The following is a 15,709-nucleotide window of genomic DNA, read 5'->3' on the forward strand; positions in this document are numbered from 1 at the left end:
CGTCTCTTCCGCCCGTCTCTTCCGCCCGTCCCGTCCCGTCCCAGGAGGACCGATGCCGTCCCGCCCCGCCCGCACCACCGGGATCGTCCTCGCCGCCCTCGGACTCGTCGCCGTCGTCCTCGCGATCGTGCTGCTCGTCCGGCCCGCCGGCGGGCAAGCGCCCGGCGCAGCCACGGCGTCCGCGGGCCCGTCCTCGGCGCCGTCCGGGAGCGCTCCGGCGACGTCCGCCGCTCCCGGCTCCGCGGAGGCGACCGACGGCGCCGCCGCCCCCGCATCGACGGCCTCCGCCGCACCGTCAGACACCGAGCCGGGCACCGGATCCGATGCTCCTCCGGCGATCGTCTCCTTCGCCTCCACCCCCGCCTCCGTCGACTGCGAGGGCGACCGCACCGCCTCCGTCCCGCTCGCCCTGTCGTGGGAGACGAGCGGAGGCGCCACCGCCCGCCTGGCCGTCGGCACCACCGACGCGAGCGCGGGCGAGCCCGTCGACCTCGCGGCGTCCGGCTCCGCCGCCGTCACCGCCGACTGCCGCGACTCCGAGACCCTGATCACCCTCGCCGTCCTCGCCCCCGACGGCACCACCGCCCAGCGCACCCTCGTCGTCCCCGCCTCCTGAACCGCTCCGCCCGCGCGGAGGCGGTCACGGAGGCGTCGAGCGGCCCCGGCACGGCAGAATGGGACACGATGACCTCCACACCCCCTCCGCTCGGCCTGCTCCTCGACGTCGACGGGCCCATCGCGAGCCCCGTCACGCGCACGATCTCGATCCCCGAGATCGCCGACGACCTCGTCGCCCTGGCCAACGCCGGCATCCCGATCGTGTTCAACACGGGCCGCTCCGACGCGTTCCTGCGCGAGCGGGTCCTGCCCGCGCTCCTCGAGCGCGGCGTCTCGGCCGAGGCCCGCATCGTCTGCGTCTGCGAGAAGGGCGCCGTCTGGTTCACCGTCGACTACCGCGGCACCTCGGAGCCGATCGTCGACGAGTCGCTCGCGATCCCCGAGCCGGTGGCCCGCGACCTCGAGCGGATGATCCGCTCCGACTACGACGACCTGGTCTTCTTCGACGAGACCAAGCGCGCCATGGTCTCGGCCGAGCAGCTGGTCGACCTGCCGAGCGAGGACTACCTCGAGCGCCAGCTCGTCTTCGACGCCGACGCCCTGCAGATCATGACCGCCGCGGGCCTCGGAGTCGAGCGCCGCGGCATCCGGTACCCGAACGAGGAGGGGACGGTCGACTTCCGCATCGACCCGACCGTCATCTCGACCGACATCGAGTCGAACCGGCTCGGCAAGGACCTCGGCGCCCAGCGCGCCGTGGAGCTGCTCGGAGCGACCGGCGCGATCCCGCAGCGCTGGCGCACGGTCGGCGACTCCCGGAGCGACTACGCGATGGCCGACTGGCTGTTCGAGCACGCCTACGACGTCGCCCACGTCGACGTGCGGCCCGCAGAGGGCGTGCCCGAGAAGCCCTACCCGGTCCTCGTCGTCGACGGAGCCGTGAACGACGCGGCCGGCGCCGCCGTGCTCCGCCGCTGGACGGAGCTCGTCGCCGACGAGACGACGCCCGAGGTCGGCGGCGCGATCTCGCTCCATGCCCGGAGCTGATCCGCAACCCTCGTCCCTCGTCGCTCAGGACCGTTAGCGTTCGAGCATGAGAATCGCAGTCACCGGTGGATCCGGCAAGCTCGGCCGCCACGTCGTCACCCGCCTCCGCGCCTCCGGGCACGAGGTCTTCAACCTGGACCGTGCGGGGGACCGCGGCGCGGGCTTCGTCCGCATCGACATCGCCGACTACGGCCAGGTCGTGGACGCGCTGCAGTCGGTGAACGACCAGTACGAGGGCATCGACGCGCTCGTGCACCTCGCCGCGATCCCCGCGCCGGGCCTCGTGCCCGACGTCGCCACGTTCCACAACAACATGATCGCGACGTTCAACGCGTTCCACGGAGCGATCCGTGCCGGCATCCGCAACGTCGTCTACGCCTCCAGCGAGACCGTGCTGGGCCTGCCCTTCGACGTCCCGCCGCCCTACATCCCGGTCGACGAGCAGTACCCGGCGCGCCCTGAGTCGGTCTACTCGCTCACCAAGCACCTCGAGGAGCAGATGGCGATCGAGCTGTGCCGCTGGCACCCGGACCTGAAGATCACGGGCCTGCGCTTCTCGAACGTCATGGACGAGGCCGACTACGCCGAGTTCCCGTCGTTCGACTCCGACGCGCTGCTGCGCAAGTGGAACCTCTGGGGCTACATCGACGGACGCGACGGAGCGCAGGCGGTCGAGAAGGCGCTGCTCGCCGAGACGACCGGGTTCGACCGCTTCATCATCGCCGCGGCCGACACCGTGATGACGCGCCCCAACGCCGAGCTGGTGGCCGAGGTGTTCCCCGGCGTCGAGCTGCGCGGCGACCTCGGGACAACCGGCACCCTGCTCTCGATCGACCACGCCCGCGAGGTCCTCGGCTACGCCCCCGAGCACTCCTGGCGCGACTCGCAGCAGGGCTGACCCGCGGGCCCGGCGCATCGGGATCCGCGCTGTTCGTCGGTGGGGTGGATCCCGATACGCGGGCTGCGCCCGCTCCTCGATCAGCAGGGGTGCGGTCGGCCCGTGACCGTGCCGGTCGAGGAGCGGCAGCGCGGCGTCTCGAGACCCGCCCTGTTCGTGCGCGGCTCGGCTCGCCGCCCCACGCACGAGCGCGCCCGGTCCGCAGGACGACTGCAGGCCGGGCGCGCTCCGTGGAGCCGAGGATCAGCTCGGGATGTAGTTGAAGGTGTCGGGGTCGGGGCCGGTGCGGTGGCCGCGGTCGAGCGCCGTGATGTCGGTCATCGCCTCGTCGTCGAGCTCGAAGTCGAAGAGGGCGAAGTTCTCCTCCACGCGCTTGCGGGTGACCGACTTCGGGAAGACGATGTCGCCGCGCTGGATGTGCCAGCGGAGCACGACCTGCGCCGGGCTGCGGTCGACGTTGCGCGCGATGCGGGTGATGGTGTCGTCGTCGAGGACGAGGCCCTGCGCGATCGGCGACCAGGCCTCGGTCGCGATGCCGTGCTCGGTGCCGTAGGCGCGGAGCTCCTGCTGCACGAGGTAGGGGTGCACCTCGATCTGGTTCACGGCCGGGACGATGGTCGCCTCGGCGCGGAGCCGGTTGAGGTGGTTGGTCTGGAAGTTGGAGACGCCGATCGCCTTCGCCTTGCCGCTGCGGTAGATCTCCTCCATCGCCTTCCAGGTCTCCAGGTAGTCGCCCACGTTCGGGAGCGGCCAGTGGATGAGGAAGAGGTCGACGTAGTCGAACTTCAGCTCGCCGAGGGTGACGTCGATCGCGGCGAGAGCGTCCTCGCGGGCGTGGAAGCCGTTGTTGAGCTTGCTGGTCACGAAGACCTCGGAGCGGTCGAGGCCGGAGGCGCGGACGGCCTCGCCGACGCCCGCCTCGTTGCCGTACATCTCGGCGGTGTCGATGTGGCGGTAGCCGACCTCGAGGGCCGCCAGGGTCGCGTCCTTGGTCTCGGCCGGGTCGATCTGGAATACGCCGAAGCCCAGCTGCGGGATCTCCACGCCGTTGTTCAGGGTGATCGTGGGGACCGTTGCGGTGTCGTCGCTCATGAGCGAGTACGTCCTTTCGTCGGGGCGAGGGCGCAGTGGAGCCGCGCCGTCGTGCCTCCAGTCCATCGCCTGCGGCTCTCAGCATCAACCCCTTGCGCGCTCGGCGGACATCCAGCTTCCCCGCGGAGGAGGAGTCGGATCCCCCGAGCAGAGGTGCGCCCGCTCCGGGAACCCCGAAGGCCCCCGGCACGGATGCCGGGGGCCTTCGGGGAGCGCGACTTACGCGCGGGACTTGCGGCCGACGATCGCGCCGTAGATGAGGAGGACGACGATCGCACCGACGACGGAGACGATGATGCTCACGATGTTGATGCCGTTGACGGCGTCCTGGATGCCGAACAGCGTGCTGAGGAAGCCGCCGAGCAGCGCGCCCACGATGCCGAGGACGATCGTGATGATCCATCCGCCGCCCTGCTTGCCCGGGAGGATGAGCTTGGCGAGCGCCCCGGCGATGAGGCCGAGGATGATCCAGCTGATGATGCCCATGATGTTTCTCCTTCAGTTCGTGCTCGATCGGCCGTTCCGATGCGAGCGGAGACACCGGCGGGCCGGTGTCCGGTGAGTCGTGGAAGCGGGGGTCAGCGGAGGCGGCGCTGCACCTTGTCGCGGGCCTTGCTCGCGATGGCGGTGAGCTGCTTGGCCTCGCGCTTGGAGGTCTTCTTGAGCTTCTTGCGGGTCTTCTTCGTGGCCGGGTCGTTCCACACGCCGAGTGCGAGGTGGCGCAGCTCTTCGTAGCGGCCACGGCCGGCGCGGGAGCCGAACACGTAGGCGGTGAAGGCGACCAGTGCCAGCAGGACGAGGCGGGGATTCATGCGGTGACCCTTCCATCGGAGAGCACCGGGTCGTGCTCGACACCCATTTGACTCTCCTGCGCAATCCGTGACAAACCACGGCCCGACCATTGACAGGGACCCCTCGCATCGTGTTCCGCGTGCGCGTGTACCCGATTCAGCCGCAGGCCGGAGACGTCTCGGCCGGGAAGCGAGCGTGGAGGTAGTGGCCGTAGCCGCCCTCGACCCGGTTGTCGCGGCGGCCGGAGGTGACCACCTCGCCGCGGTCCGTCGCTCCGACCCGGGCGCCGCTCGCGCGCAGCCGCTCGACGAGCAGGACGTCCTCGTGCAGCGGCTCCCGGCCGAAGCCGCCCGCCGCGAGGTATGCGCTCGCGCGGACGCCGAGGTTCGCGCCGTGGATGCTGCCGATCGACTCCTCCCGCGCGCGGACGTCTCGCCAGCGCGAGTAGGCACCGGGGGAGAGGTCGGCCGGGTCGGGCCGGACCGTGCCGAGCAGCGCGTCGTGCCGTCGGGAGTGCTCGACGTGGGCGGCCAGCCAGTCGCGGGGGACCACGGTGTCGGCGTCGGTGTTGGCGATCCACACCTGCTCGAGCGGAGCAGTGACGGAGGAGAGGGCGTGCGCGATACCCGCCGAGCGGGCGGCGCCTACTCCGCAGCGGGCGAGCTCCAGCACCTCGGCGCCGACGGCACGGGCCCGCTCGACGGTCGCGTCGGAGCAGCCGTCCGCGGCGACCACGAGGCGCATCCCGATGCCGGGCGCCCGGTGGGCGAGGTGGGTCGCACTGGCCTGGACGGAGGCGATCAGGCCGCCGATCCGCTCCTCCTCGTCGCGCGCGGGCACGACGACCAGCACCTGCGCGAGCCGGCTCACACCAGCCCCGTCCGGCGGGCGACCGAGCGGGAGTCGCGGGCGTGGACCTCGAGCAGGACGTCCTCCTCCTCGTGGCGGGCGAGGCGGTGCAGGCCCAGCTCGGCCACGGCGGACTGCACGGCGTCGCCGCCCAGAGCGAGCCCCTCGATCGGATGCCGCCAGTGCACGGTGACGAGCTCCCCAGCGGGGGCGAGGGCGTCGCGGATGATGCGCAGCACGCCGGGGAGGGCGTCGCCGAGGTAGTAGCCGACCTCCGAGAGCACGACCAGGTCGAACGGACCCTCCGGCACGCCGCGGGTGATGTCGTGGTGCTCGACCCGCACGTGCTCGAGCGGAGCGAGGCGGCGGGCGGCGCGCTCGACGGCGGCGCTCGACACGTCGATCGCCAGCAGGCTGTCGGCCCGGTCGGCCAGCGCCTCGGCCAGCACGCCGATCGAGGCGCCGATCTCCAGCACGGAGCCGTAGCGCTGCTCCGGCAGGCTCGCGAGGGTCAGGGCGCGCTTGCGCTGCTCGTACCAGCGGCTCGTGTACCCCCACGGGTCCTCGTGGCGGGCGTACAGCTCGTCGAAGTAGCTCATGCGATCCTCACCAGCCGGTCGTCCCCGGTGAAGGTGCGCAGGAAGAGCGGATGGAGCACCGGACCGGTCCCGTCGGGCCCGGGGCGGGTCTGGCTGGGATAGCGGGAGCGGGCACGGCGGGTGCGCTCGAGCAGCTCGTCGTCGAGCGGCAGGTGCACGAGGTCGCCCCACGGCACCTCGGGGTCCTCCGGGACCGCCCAGTGCCACAGCCAGATCGGCGCGGCGAGCAGCGGCTGCCCGAGCTCGCGCGCGACCTCCGCGCAGATCTCGCCGACCACACGGTGGTCCCGGTGCCCGTCCCCGGTCCAGGTGGAGAGGAGGAGGACGGTCCCGGGGGCGCCGGCCGCCCGCTCGCGCACCTCGCGTGCGATGCGCTCGCGGTGCTCCGGGGTCGCCGAGTCCGGCACCTCGAGGAAGGCGAGACCGATGCCGGGGCCGAGCTCCGCCAATGCGTCCGAGGCCTCCCGCCGGCGCTCGGCAGCGAGGTCCGCGTCCCGCTCCCCATGGGCCGCGGCTCCGTCGGTCACGACGACGACGTCGACCGCGATCCCGCGCCGACGCGCGAGCGCGATGGTGCCGCCGCAGCCGAGGGTCTCGTCGTCGGCGTGCGCCACGACCACCAGGACGCGCCGGATCCCGTCGGGCAGGGTCAGCTCCGGGAGGCGGTCGCGGCGGCCGTCCGCGGTCCAGCGCTCGAGAGGAGTGCCCTCGAGGCGCCCGTCGAAGGGCCGGCTCACCAGGAGGCCGCCTCGCCCGAGGCGAGCACGGCGCGGCCGAGAGCGGCGTCGTCGCGCTCGGCGTGGTGCTGGCGGACGTAGAGCGCGAGGTCGGCGACGCGCTTGGCGTGCTCGGCGTCGAGGGCGAGCGGAGCCGGGCCGAGCGCGCGGCCGGCGCGGAGCAGGATCTCCTCGACCGCTCCGGCGACGCTCGCCCGCACGCGCTTGGCGAGCAGTGAGCCGCGGGGGCCGTCGGCCTCGCCCGCGTCGACCGCCGCGGCGGCCTCGTCCAGCGCCCGGCGCGACGCGGAGAGCGCCGTGTCGATCGCTCCGAGGTGGGCCAGGAGGTGCGGGTCCTCGCGTCGGGCTGCCGCCGCCGCGACGGCCGCCGCGACTCCGAGGGCTCCGCCGTGCCAGCAGGCGGCGACGCCGATGCCGCCCCAGGCGAAGCCGGGCCGCGAGAGGTACCAGCCGACGTCGCCTACGGGGACGGCGCGGGTGCCGGAGAAGCGGACCGGTCCGCTGGGCACCTCCGTCAGGCCCCGCGCGTGCCAGGCGTCCTGCTCCGGCGTCGCCGACCCGTCCCGCAGCGCCACGGCGAAGAGGCGGCGCTCGCCGGAGCCGTCCCCCACGTGGGCGGTGACGAGGGCGGCGTCGAGGCGGTCGGCCAGCGAGCACCAGGGCTTCACTCCGTCGAGCAGCCAGTCGCCGTCGCTCTCGCGCGCGACCAGAGGATCCCCGCCGCCCTCGGCCGCGAAGACCCCCCAGGCGGCGTCGGCGGCGACTCCGAGTCCGGACGGGTCGAGCTCCGCCTCGCCGAGGATCGCGAGAGCGTCGAGGTGCGGCTCCACCGCGCGCGCGACGCCGAGGTCGTGCCGAGCCAGGCGCTCGAGGAGACCGTGCAGCTCGGCGGTGCGACCGGTGCCGGGCCGGGGCGCGTCGGCGCTCAGACCGCGCGCGAAGCCGAGCGCGCCGTCGACGTCGTGGGGGAGGAGAGAGGAGGAGTGCTGGTCCATCGCCTCCGAAACTACGCAGTCGAGCGGGCGGCGTCCGGCGATTGTCCCCGAACGGACGGGGTGCTAAGCGTCAGATGTCAAGGTCGTTGATCCTGTGCAGGAGAGAGGCGAAGAGCTCGACGTCGGCGAGCGCCCAGCTGCGCAGCTCCTCGTGCATCAGCGCCTGGTTCGAGCTGCGGATCTCGCGCAGCCGCGCGGCGGTCGCCGGAGTCACCGAGAGGATCGTGGCGCGGCCGTCCTGCGGGTCGGGGGTGCGCTCGAGGAAGCCGAGGCGGTCGAGCGCCGTGATCTGGCGGCTGAGCGCCGACTTGTCCATCTCGAGGAGCTCGGCCAGCACGCCCGAGTGCACGGGTCCGCGGCGCTCGAGCGCCGAGATCGTCTTGTAGCCCAGTGGCGTCAGCTCCGGGTGGAGACGCTCGGCGTAGGAGCGCATCGCCGCCCGCACACGGTTGAAGAGGGTGCTGAGCTCGCCCTCCACCGAGGCGATCGCGGAGTCGACGTCGCGGGCGGAGTCGGGGGTCGGGCCGGTCATGCCTCCAGCATCCCGCGCGAGGACCCTCCTCCTCGACTTGCGCCCGCGCGCCGCGATGACGTACGCTTCCCGAAGCCAAAGACCGCCGGTTTCCGGTGTGCGCACGAGCAGGGCCCCGGCCCCGCGGATCGCCACCGGACGAAGGATTCGCGAAGCGAATTGCCCGCGCAGGTGCACGAGTTCAGTTCCGCCTCACCGCGATCCCGAAGCTCCGCGCCCCTGTGCCGGAGCTTTTTTCTTTGCCTGCCTTCGGGCTACCGGCACGAGAATTCACAGGAGTAGCCATGGCGAACAAGGAAGCCTCGGTTGCCGAACTCACGGAGAAGTTCCAGAGCTCGACGGCCGTTCTGCTGACCGAGTACCGCGGTCTCACTGTTGCTCAGCTCAAGACGCTGCGCAAGGACATCAGTGAGCACGCAACCTACGCCGTGGTGAAGAACACGCTGACCAAGATCGCGGCGAACAACGCCGGTATCTCGTCCTTCGACGACGAGCTCGCTGGCCCCTCGGCCATCGCGTTCGTGCACGGCGACCCTGTCGCCGTCGCGAAGTCGCTGCGTGCCTTCGCCAAGGCAAACCCTCTCCTCGTGGTCAAGGGCGGTTACTTCGACGGTAACCCGCTGACCCCAGAAGAGGTGGGCAAGCTCGCCGACCTCGAGTCCCGCGAAGTTCTGCTCGGCAAGCTCGCCGGCGCCTTCAAGGCCTCGCTGTTCGGCGCCGCATATCTGTTCAACGCTCCGCTCTCGAAGGCCGTTCGCACGGTCGAGGCGCTGCGCGAGAAGCAGGAGTCCGCGAGCTGACGTCTTCCCCTTCCGGGAAGCAGTGCGCGCGCGGTTCGTAGACAAAGAAAAACAAGGAGAAAAATCATGGCAAAGCTCACGCAGGACGAGCTCATCGAGGCCTTCAAGGAGCTCACGCTCATCGAGCTCTCGGAGTTCGTCAAGAAGTTCGAAGAGGTCTTCGAGGTCACCGCTGCGGCGCCCGTCGCCGCCGCCGGTGTGGCCGGCCCGGCCGCCCCCGCCGAAGAGGTCGAGGAGCAGACCGAGTTCGACGTCGTGCTCGAGGCCGCCGGCGAGAAGAAGATCCAGGTCATCAAGGAGGTGCGCGCCCTCACCAGCCTCGGCCTCGGTGAGGCGAAGGCGCTCGTCGACGGTGCCCCCAAGGCGGTCCTCGAGGCCGTCAACAAGGAGACCGCCGAGAAGGCCAAGGCTCAGCTCGAGGGCGCCGGCGCGACCGTCACCGTCAAGTAATTCCCTTCACCCGTCGCGGGTGCCGGCTCCGGCCGGTCGCTCGTCGGGGTGATGCAGGCACGCCTGCAGACGCAGGGCGTCGTCTCCTCGGAGGCGGCGCCCTTCGTCGTTCCCGGCCGTTGGCGGCGCGCGCCCCTAGGATCGGAGCGTGACTGCTCACGATCTGCTCGCCGGGCTCCCCGCCCGCGACGTCCCGCCCAGCGAGGTCTCGCTCAGCGAGCTCCTGAGCGACTTCGTCTCGGTGACGCACCGGATCACCCGCCTCGCCGCCCAGGCGACCGGCAACCAGGAGTCGCAGGCCGTCTGGCGCACGCTCTCGGTGCTCCTCTCGATGGGCCCGATGCGCCTGGGGGAGCTCGCCTCCCAGAGCCGCGTCTCGCAGCCCACGATGACCAAGATCGTGAAGAACCTCGTCGAGACCGGCTGGCTCGACCGGATCGCCGATCCCCTCGACGCGCGCGCCTGGCAGATCCGCCTGGCTCCCGCCGGCGCGGACGCGCTGAACGCCTGGCGGACCGACCTCGGCGACGCGCTGACGCCGATCTTCGCCGATCTCACCCTCGAGGACCGCCGCGTCCTCGAGCGCGCCGTCGAGATCATGCACGAGCGCCTCGTCGTCGGCCCGCGGGACTGACCCCTCCCGCGCGGTTCCGCCGCGCGGCACACTGGTCGCGTGCAGATGCGACTCGAGCTCGTCCCCCTCCCCGTCGGCGACGTCGACCGCGCGGTCGCCTTCTACACGGAGGTGATGGGCTTCCACCTCGACCACGACGTGCGGCCCTCCGCCGCGATGCGCGTGGTCCAGCTCACCCCGCCCGGCTCGGCCTGCTCGATCGTGGTCGGCAGCGGGATGGGCCCCGGTCCGGAGGAGGGCGTCGTCCGCTCCCTCCACCTCGTCGTCGACGACATCGCCGCCGCTCGCGCGGAGCTCGTCGGCCGCTCGCTCGAGATCAGCGAGGTCCAGGACCTGGGCGGCGTGCAGTACGCGTACTTCGCCGATCCGGACGGCAACACCTGGGCGCTCCAGGAGATCGGGAGCAGGACGCCCCCGGAGTGAGTCAGTCCTCGGGCCAGCGGACCCGGGCGTCGACGTCGGGGTGCTTGCGCAGCCAGGCCGCGACGAAGGGGCAGCGCGGGACGACCGTGCCGCCCGCCTCCGTGATCGCGGTGACCGCGGCCCGCGCGAGGATGCTCCCGAGGCCGTGGCCCTCCCACGCGTCGTCGACGACGGTGTGGGTGAGCGTCACCTCGTCGCCCTGACGGGTGTACGCGGCGAAGCCGGCCGGGGTGCCGCCGACCTCGATCACGAAGCGGGACCGCTCGGGGACGTCGCGGACGGTGGGGGTGTCGGAGTCGCTCATGCTCCGATTCTCGCCCCCCGCGGCGCCGAGGTGCTGGTGCGGATCACCAGCGAGGCGGGGATCAGCGTGTGGCGGGCCGGGGGAGGGGGCTCGCCTCGACCGAGGGCGGCCAGCGCGTCCAGCACCAGCGCGACCGCGAGCTCGCCCTGCTGGCGCGGGTCCTGGCGGATCGAGCTGAGACCGAAGAGCTCGGCGAGGGGGTGGTCGTCGATCCCGATGACGGAGACGTCCTCGGGCACCGAGAGGCCGAGCTCGCGCGCCGCGAGGATGATCCCGATCGCGATCTCGTCGGAGGCGGCGAAGATCGCCGTCGGCCGGGTCCGCGGGTCGCCGAGGACCTGCCGTCCGGCGCTGTGCCCGCCGGGGATGTCGAAGGTGGTGGGCACGATGTCCTGCGCGCCCGGCTCGAGGCCGGCGGCCTCGAGCGCCTGGCGGAAGCCGTCGCGGCGCTGCGTGTGGACGTGGAAGTCCATCTCCTCCTCCGCGAGCCCGCCGATGTGGACGACCCGCTCGTGGCCGAGGGAGAGCAGGTGCTCCGTGGCGAGGCGGGAGGCGGCGACGTCGTCGATGCTGAAGGTGGGGATGCCGGGGAGCTCGCCGCCGATGCCGACGATGGGCTTGCCCAGGGCGAGGAGCGCCTCCGTCTCGTGCGGCGAGATCTCGAGGGTGACGGCGACGATCGCGTCGACGCGCTTGCGGACGAGGTAGTACTCGAACACGCTCCGGCGGGCGTCGAGGTGCTTGTCGATGTTGTAAAGGAGCAGGTCGTAGCCGGCGGCGAGCAGGGCGCGCTCGATGCCCTCGATGATCCCGGCGAAGAACCACTGGTTGATGATCGGGATGATCACGGCGATGTTGTTGCTGCGGCCGGTGACGAGGCTGGAGGCGTTGGCGGAGACGACGTAGCCCAGGCTCGTCGCGGCGCGCTCGACGCGCTGCTTCGTCCCCGCGGAGACGTAGCCCCGGCCGCTGAGCGCGCGCGAGACCGTCGCCTTCGACACTCCTGCGAGCTCGGCCACCTCTTCGATGCCTGGCACGGCGTTCCTCCCGACCGTCCGGCCTCGATGCTGGAAACGGTTCCAGGAAGTTATACCCCGCCCGGCGGCCGGGCGTCGCGCCGAGATCGATCTCCGCCCGGCCCGGCGGCCGCGATCGCTGTTCTGACGCCGAATCGTTATCTCAGAGAGCGCTCTATCACCGGCGTTGTGCTTTCATCGTTCTTGTGGAAAGGTTTCCCTCCGTGGGAGCCCACCCACACGAATCCGGTGATCCGCTCGGAGTTCCTCCTGGCATCGCCATCACCAGCATCCGAGTCGTCGCGGCACACGCTTCGAGCCGCCACAGCCTCCCGATCCCGATCGGCGAGGAGCGGCCTGCTCGGCTGGTTCCACCACTCAATGAGGAGGAAGAATGCGGTCATCCCTGCACCGCCGTATCACCGTCCCGGTCGCCGTTCTTGCAGCGGCCGGCATCGCACTCGCGGGCTGCTCCAGCAGCAGTGACCCCAACGACCCGAACGCCGGCGGCGGCAGCTCGGCCGGCACGGTCGGCACCGCCGACGGCGTCGTCAACGTCTACGGCACCATCAACGGCGACGAGGCCACCCTTCTCGAGCAGTCCTGGGCGGACTGGGAGAAGGAGAGCGGCATCGAGATCAAGTACACGGGCGACAAGGAGTTCGAGAAGCAGATCGGCATCAAGGTCCAGGGTGGCGACACCCCCGACCTCGCGATCTTCCCGCAGCCGGGTCTGCTCGCCGACACCGTCGCCTCCGGCAAGGTGCAGGAGCTCCCCGAGGGCGCCCTCGCCAACGTCAAGCAGAACTGGTCCGAGGACTGGCAGAAGTACGGCCAGGTCGACGGCACCCAGTACGGCGCGCCGCTGATGGCGTCGGTCAAGGGCTACATCTGGTACTCCCCGGCCAAGTTCAAGGAGTGGGGCGTCTCCGTTCCCACGACGTGGGACGAGATGGAGGCGCTCGGCAAGACGATCGCCGAGAAGACCGGCGGACCGTCCTGGTGCGCGGGCTTCAACTCCGGTGAGGCCTCCGGCTGGCCCGGAACCGACTGGATCGAGGACGCCGTCCTCCGCGAGGCCGGCCCCGACGTCTACGACTCCTGGGTCGCGGGCGACACCCCCTTCACCGACCCGGCCATCAAGTCCGCGTTCGACTCCGTCGGATCGATCCTCCTCGACCCGACCCTCGTCAACGCCGGCTACGGCGACGTGAAGTCGATCAACTCCACCGCCTTCGGCGACGTCGCCCAGAACATGGCGAACGGCACCTGCGCGCTGACCCACCAGGCCTCGTTCTTCGAGGGCTTCCTGACCTCGGCCGGCGCCAACGTGGCCGAGGACGGCGACGTGTGGGCCTTCCTCACCCCGCCGGTCAAGGCCGACGACGCCCAGGCCGTCACCGGTGGTGGCGAGATGGTCGCCGCGTTCTCGAACGACGAGGACACCGCGAAGGTCCAGGAGTACCTGGCCAGCGCCGACTGGGCCAACAGCCGCGTCTCCCTCGGCGGCGTCATCTCCGCGAACACCGGTCTCGACCCGGCCAACGCGGGCAGCGACGTCCTGAAGGACTCCATCGCGATCCTCCAGAACCCGGACACCACGTTCCGCTTCGATGCGTCCGACCTCATGCCGAAGGCAGTGGGCTCGGACAGCTTCTTCAAGGGCATGGTCGACTGGATCGACGGCACGAGCACCGACCAGGCGCTCGAGGAGATCCAGGCCGGCTACACCTCCTAGCAGCGGAGCAGAGCCGCCGCTCCCGAGTGGCGGCTCAGCTGTGACGGCCCGGCCCCCGAATCCACGGATCCCGGGGCCGGGCCCCTCCTGAGTCCAGAGTCGCACTCGAAAGGGCGTCCATGTCCCCCATCACCATCTCGGGGTTCTTCCAATGGCTGGCGGGAATCCCGCCGCTCGCGCAGATCCCGCTCATCCTCCTGGCCTTCGCGGCCGTGGTGGCGCTCATCCTCTTCTTCGTCGAGATCGCGCCCCGCCGCGGCACCGGCTACACGGTCCTCCGGCTCGCGGTGACGGTCGTCCTGCCGGTCGTCCTCCTGCTGGTCTTCGGCCTCTACAACTCCGTCCTCTGGGTCGCGGTGGTGGCCGCCGTCATCGGCGGCGCGCTGTTCCTGCTCGACTTCCGGTCCCGCAAAGGCGCGGGCTACGGACTCCAGCTCATCGCGTTCATGGCACCGGCCGCCTTCTTCATCCTCATCGGCCTGATCTACCCGACGATCACGACGGCCATCAACGCGTTCATGAAGAACGACGGCTCCGGATTCGCCGGCATCGACAACTTCGTCTGGGTCTTCACCAGCCCCGACGGCATCACCGCCTTCCTCAACACGGTGGTCTGGGTGCTCCTGGCCCCGATCACGGCGACCGCGATCGGTCTCGCCTACGCGGTCTTCATCGACAAGAGCCGCGGCGAGAAGTTCTTCAAGCTGCTGGTCTTCATGCCGATGGCGATCTCGTTCGTCGGCGCGTCGATCATCTTCAAGTTCTTCTACGACGTGCGCCAGGGCGAGCAGATCGGCCTCCTCAACGGCATCCTCACCGCCTTCGGCGCCCCGCCGGTCGACTGGCTGGGACTCGAGCCGTGGAACACGCTGTTCCTCGTCGTCGTCCTCATCTGGACCCAGGCCGGATTCGCCATGACGGTGCTCTCCGCCGCCATCAAGGGCGTCCCCTCCGAGCAGCTCGAAGCGGCCTCGCTCGACGGCACCAGCGCGTGGCAGTCCTTCTGGAACGTCACCGTCCCCGGCATCCGCTCCTCGATCGTGGTCGTCCTCACGACGATCTCGATCGCGTCGCTGAAGGTCTTCGACATCGTCTCGGCGATGACCGGTGGCCGCTCCGACACCACGGTCCTCGCGTTCGAGATGGTCCGCCAGTTCCAGCTCGGCGCCCGCAGCGGCTACAGCGCGGCCCTCGCGGTCATCCTGTTCCTGCTCGTGCTCCCGATCGTCGTCTACAACGCCCGCCAGCTCGCCAAGCAGAGGGAGATCCGATGAGCGTCACGCCCACTCCGATCCAGGTTCCGGTCGACCGCAGCACCGAGCGCGCGCTCGCCCGCGGCGAGTCCAGGATCGAGGCGGCCAGCGGCAAGGTCAAGAAGGCGACGACATCGCGCGGCGCCACTCTCGCCGCGCTGATCATCGCCGTCATCTGGACCGTCCCCACCCTCGGCCTGTTCATCTCGTCGTTCCGCCCCGCGAACGACATCAAGACGACCGGCTGGTGGACGATCTTCGCCAACCCCGGCTTCACCCTCGACAACTACGCGAACGCGCTCAACTCGGGCGACAGCCTGACCCTGGGCAAGGCGTTCGTGAACTCGCTGGTCATCACGCTGCCGGCGGCGCTGATCCCGATCACGATCGCCAGCCTCGCCGCCTACGCGTTCGCCTGGATCGACTTCAAGGGCCGCAACACGCTCTTCGTCCTCGTGTTCTCGCTCCAGATCGTCCCCATCCAGATGGCGCTCGTGCCGCTGCTGCAGCTGTTCTCGGACGGCCTGCGCATCGGAGGGCTCTACATCCTCCCCGGCCTCGGGGTGAACGGGTTGGACGGCTCCTACGCGAAGGTGTGGATCGCGCACACGATCTTCGCGCTCCCGCTCGCGATCTTCATGCTCCACAACTTCATCTCCGAGATCCCCGGCGAGGTCATCGAAGCGGCACGAGTGGACGGCGCCGGACACGGCCAGATCTTCTTCCGCATCGTGCTCCCGCTCTCGGTCCCCGCCATCGCCTCCTTCGGCATCTTCCAGTTCCTCTGGGTCTGGAACGACCTGCTGGTCGCGACGGTCTTCACCTCCGGACAAGGGCTGCCGATCACGAAGGCGCTGCAGGACCTCACCGGCTCCTACGGCCAATCGTGGGAGCTGCTCACGGCCGGCGCGTTCATCTCGATCATCGTGCCGCTCATCGTGTTCTTCTCCCTCCAGAGGTTCTTCGTCCGCGGCCTCCTCGCCGGCGCCACC

Annotated in this window: 20 protein-coding genes; 10 read left to right on the forward strand and 10 right to left on the reverse strand. The window is 70.9% G+C overall.

Translation table 11 applies throughout. The annotated features are described in order from the left end of the window. The first annotated feature begins 52 nt into the window (after positions 1-52). From C5C53_RS16200 to C5C53_RS16210, 3 genes are all read left to right on the forward strand, one after another. Entirely contained in the window at positions 53-616 is a 564-nt protein-coding gene (locus C5C53_RS16200) for a hypothetical protein (protein WP_104268020.1), read from the forward strand. 68 nt (positions 617-684) lie between these two features. Further along, a complete protein-coding gene (locus C5C53_RS16205) occupies positions 685-1,605 on the forward strand; it encodes a hypothetical protein (protein WP_104224327.1) in 921 nt (306 codons plus the stop codon). Between the two features lie 46 nt (positions 1,606-1,651). Beyond that, positions 1,652-2,503, forward strand: a complete 852-nt coding sequence (locus tag C5C53_RS16210) for an NAD(P)-dependent oxidoreductase (RefSeq protein ID WP_104227477.1) — start codon at positions 1,652-1,654, stop codon at positions 2,501-2,503. 243 nt (positions 2,504-2,746) lie between these two features. Here the strand turns inward: C5C53_RS16210 and C5C53_RS16215 are convergent, their stop codons facing one another. From C5C53_RS16215 to C5C53_RS16250, 8 genes are all read right to left on the reverse strand, one after another. Continuing rightward, the gene (locus tag C5C53_RS16215; protein WP_104224329.1) at positions 2,747-3,595 is read right to left on the reverse strand and encodes an aldo/keto reductase; all 849 of its coding nucleotides are present in this window, start codon (positions 3,593-3,595) and stop codon (positions 2,747-2,749) included. 219 nt (positions 3,596-3,814) lie between these two features. Then, positions 3,815-4,081 (reverse strand): GlsB/YeaQ/YmgE family stress response membrane protein, encoded by a 267-nt coding sequence (locus C5C53_RS16220; RefSeq protein WP_104224330.1) that lies wholly within the window; start codon positions 4,079-4,081, stop codon positions 3,815-3,817. A gap of 92 nt (positions 4,082-4,173) precedes the next feature. Further along, the gene (locus C5C53_RS16225; RefSeq protein WP_104227476.1) at positions 4,174-4,407 is read right to left on the reverse strand and encodes a hypothetical protein; all 234 of its coding nucleotides are present in this window, start codon (positions 4,405-4,407) and stop codon (positions 4,174-4,176) included. Positions 4,408-4,543: 136 nt separating this feature from the next. Next, the gene (locus C5C53_RS16230; RefSeq protein ID WP_104268021.1) at positions 4,544-5,257 is read right to left on the reverse strand and encodes a glycosyltransferase family 2 protein; all 714 of its coding nucleotides are present in this window, start codon (positions 5,255-5,257) and stop codon (positions 4,544-4,546) included. Beyond that, positions 5,254-5,835, reverse strand: coding sequence for a class I SAM-dependent methyltransferase (locus C5C53_RS16235; RefSeq protein ID WP_104268022.1), 582 nt, complete (start codon positions 5,833-5,835; stop codon positions 5,254-5,256). The genes C5C53_RS16230 and C5C53_RS16235 overlap by 4 nt, the downstream gene beginning before the upstream one ends. Then, positions 5,832-6,572 (reverse strand): PIG-L deacetylase family protein, encoded by a 741-nt coding sequence (locus C5C53_RS16240; protein WP_181127792.1) that lies wholly within the window; start codon positions 6,570-6,572, stop codon positions 5,832-5,834. Before C5C53_RS16240 ends, C5C53_RS16235 begins: the two co-directional genes overlap by 4 nt. After that, positions 6,569-7,567 carry an acyl-CoA/acyl-ACP dehydrogenase gene (locus C5C53_RS16245; protein WP_104268023.1) on the reverse strand — a complete coding sequence of 333 codons (999 nt, stop codon included), beginning with the start codon at positions 7,565-7,567 and terminating at the stop codon, positions 6,569-6,571. Before C5C53_RS16245 ends, C5C53_RS16240 begins: the two co-directional genes overlap by 4 nt. 70 nt (positions 7,568-7,637) lie before the next feature. After that, positions 7,638-8,099: a MarR family winged helix-turn-helix transcriptional regulator gene (locus tag C5C53_RS16250; protein WP_104224334.1), complete on the reverse strand. Its 462-nt coding sequence runs from the start codon at positions 8,097-8,099 to the stop codon at positions 7,638-7,640. Positions 8,100-8,383: 284 nt separating this feature from the next. On the opposite strand from C5C53_RS16250, the gene rplJ reads away from it, so the two are divergent. The 4 genes from rplJ to C5C53_RS16270 all read left to right on the forward strand — a co-directional run bounded on the left by rplJ (position 8,384) and on the right by C5C53_RS16270 (position 10,406). After that, positions 8,384-8,899 carry a 50S ribosomal protein L10 gene (rplJ, locus tag C5C53_RS16255; RefSeq protein WP_104268024.1) on the forward strand — a complete coding sequence of 172 codons (516 nt, stop codon included), beginning with the start codon at positions 8,384-8,386 and terminating at the stop codon, positions 8,897-8,899. Between the two features lie 66 nt (positions 8,900-8,965). Beyond that, complete coding sequence (rplL, locus tag C5C53_RS16260) at positions 8,966-9,349, forward strand: 50S ribosomal protein L7/L12 (RefSeq protein ID WP_104224335.1); 384 nt, start codon at positions 8,966-8,968, stop codon at positions 9,347-9,349. Positions 9,350-9,497: 148 nt separating this feature from the next. Beyond that, positions 9,498-9,983 carry a MarR family winged helix-turn-helix transcriptional regulator gene (locus C5C53_RS16265; RefSeq protein ID WP_258059518.1) on the forward strand — a complete coding sequence of 162 codons (486 nt, stop codon included), beginning with the start codon at positions 9,498-9,500 and terminating at the stop codon, positions 9,981-9,983. 39 nt (positions 9,984-10,022) lie between these two features. Beyond that, positions 10,023-10,406 carry a VOC family protein gene (locus C5C53_RS16270; RefSeq protein WP_181027271.1) on the forward strand — a complete coding sequence of 128 codons (384 nt, stop codon included), beginning with the start codon at positions 10,023-10,025 and terminating at the stop codon, positions 10,404-10,406. A 1-nt stretch (position 10,407) separates the two neighbouring features. Here the strand turns inward: C5C53_RS16270 and C5C53_RS16275 are convergent, their stop codons facing one another. Then, positions 10,408-10,710 (reverse strand): GNAT family N-acetyltransferase, encoded by a 303-nt coding sequence (locus C5C53_RS16275; protein WP_104224336.1) that lies wholly within the window; start codon positions 10,708-10,710, stop codon positions 10,408-10,410. Further along, positions 10,707-11,747, reverse strand: a complete 1,041-nt coding sequence (locus tag C5C53_RS16280) for a LacI family DNA-binding transcriptional regulator (RefSeq protein ID WP_104227182.1) — start codon at positions 11,745-11,747, stop codon at positions 10,707-10,709. Before C5C53_RS16280 ends, C5C53_RS16275 begins: the two co-directional genes overlap by 4 nt. Before the next feature lie 373 nt (positions 11,748-12,120). On the opposite strand from C5C53_RS16280, the gene C5C53_RS16285 reads away from it, so the two are divergent. The 3 genes from C5C53_RS16285 to C5C53_RS16295 all read left to right on the forward strand — a co-directional run. Then, on the forward strand, positions 12,121-13,464 hold the full coding sequence (locus tag C5C53_RS16285; RefSeq protein WP_104227181.1) for an ABC transporter substrate-binding protein: 1,344 nt from the start codon (positions 12,121-12,123) through the stop codon (positions 13,462-13,464). A gap of 119 nt (positions 13,465-13,583) precedes the next feature. After that, positions 13,584-14,738 (forward strand): carbohydrate ABC transporter permease, encoded by a 1,155-nt coding sequence (locus C5C53_RS16290; RefSeq protein ID WP_181027270.1) that lies wholly within the window; start codon positions 13,584-13,586, stop codon positions 14,736-14,738. Then, on the forward strand, positions 14,735-15,709 hold a 975-nt coding region (locus tag C5C53_RS16295), incomplete at its 3' end, for a carbohydrate ABC transporter permease (RefSeq protein WP_104268025.1). The genes C5C53_RS16290 and C5C53_RS16295, both read left to right, overlap by 4 nt.

The sequence above is a fragment of the Rathayibacter sp. AY1E3 genome, assembly GCF_002932235.1.
Taxonomy (GTDB): Bacteria; Actinomycetota; Actinomycetes; order Actinomycetales; family Microbacteriaceae; genus Rathayibacter.

What these genes read in the sequence shown, in the direction of transcription:
- C5C53_RS16200 (WP_104268020.1), top strand. Translation starts at nt 53, where the DNA reads ATGCCGTCCCGCCCCGCCCGCACCACCGGGATCGTCCTCGCCGCCCTC.
- C5C53_RS16205 (WP_104224327.1), top strand. Translation starts at nt 685, where the DNA reads ATGACCTCCACACCCCCTCCGCTCGGCCTGCTCCTCGACGTCGACGGG.
- C5C53_RS16210 (WP_104227477.1), top strand. Translation starts at nt 1,652, where the DNA reads ATGAGAATCGCAGTCACCGGTGGATCCGGCAAGCTCGGCCGCCACGTC.
- C5C53_RS16215 (WP_104224329.1), bottom strand. Translation starts at nt 3,595, where the DNA reads ATGAGCGACGACACCGCAACGGTCCCCACGATCACCCTGAACAACGGC.
- C5C53_RS16220 (WP_104224330.1), bottom strand. Translation starts at nt 4,081, where the DNA reads ATGGGCATCATCAGCTGGATCATCCTCGGCCTCATCGCCGGGGCGCTC.
- C5C53_RS16225 (WP_104227476.1), bottom strand. Translation starts at nt 4,407, where the DNA reads ATGAATCCCCGCCTCGTCCTGCTGGCACTGGTCGCCTTCACCGCCTAC.
- C5C53_RS16235 (WP_104268022.1), bottom strand. Translation starts at nt 5,835, where the DNA reads ATGAGCTACTTCGACGAGCTGTACGCCCGCCACGAGGACCCGTGGGGG.
- C5C53_RS16245 (WP_104268023.1), bottom strand. Translation starts at nt 7,567, where the DNA reads ATGGACCAGCACTCCTCCTCTCTCCTCCCCCACGACGTCGACGGCGCG.
- C5C53_RS16250 (WP_104224334.1), bottom strand. Translation starts at nt 8,099, where the DNA reads ATGACCGGCCCGACCCCCGACTCCGCCCGCGACGTCGACTCCGCGATC.
- rplJ (WP_104268024.1), top strand. Translation starts at nt 8,384, where the DNA reads ATGGCGAACAAGGAAGCCTCGGTTGCCGAACTCACGGAGAAGTTCCAG.
- rplL (WP_104224335.1), top strand. Translation starts at nt 8,966, where the DNA reads ATGGCAAAGCTCACGCAGGACGAGCTCATCGAGGCCTTCAAGGAGCTC.
- C5C53_RS16275 (WP_104224336.1), bottom strand. Translation starts at nt 10,710, where the DNA reads ATGAGCGACTCCGACACCCCCACCGTCCGCGACGTCCCCGAGCGGTCC.
- C5C53_RS16285 (WP_104227181.1), top strand. Translation starts at nt 12,121, where the DNA reads ATGCGGTCATCCCTGCACCGCCGTATCACCGTCCCGGTCGCCGTTCTT.
- C5C53_RS16290 (WP_181027270.1), top strand. Translation starts at nt 13,584, where the DNA reads ATGTCCCCCATCACCATCTCGGGGTTCTTCCAATGGCTGGCGGGAATC.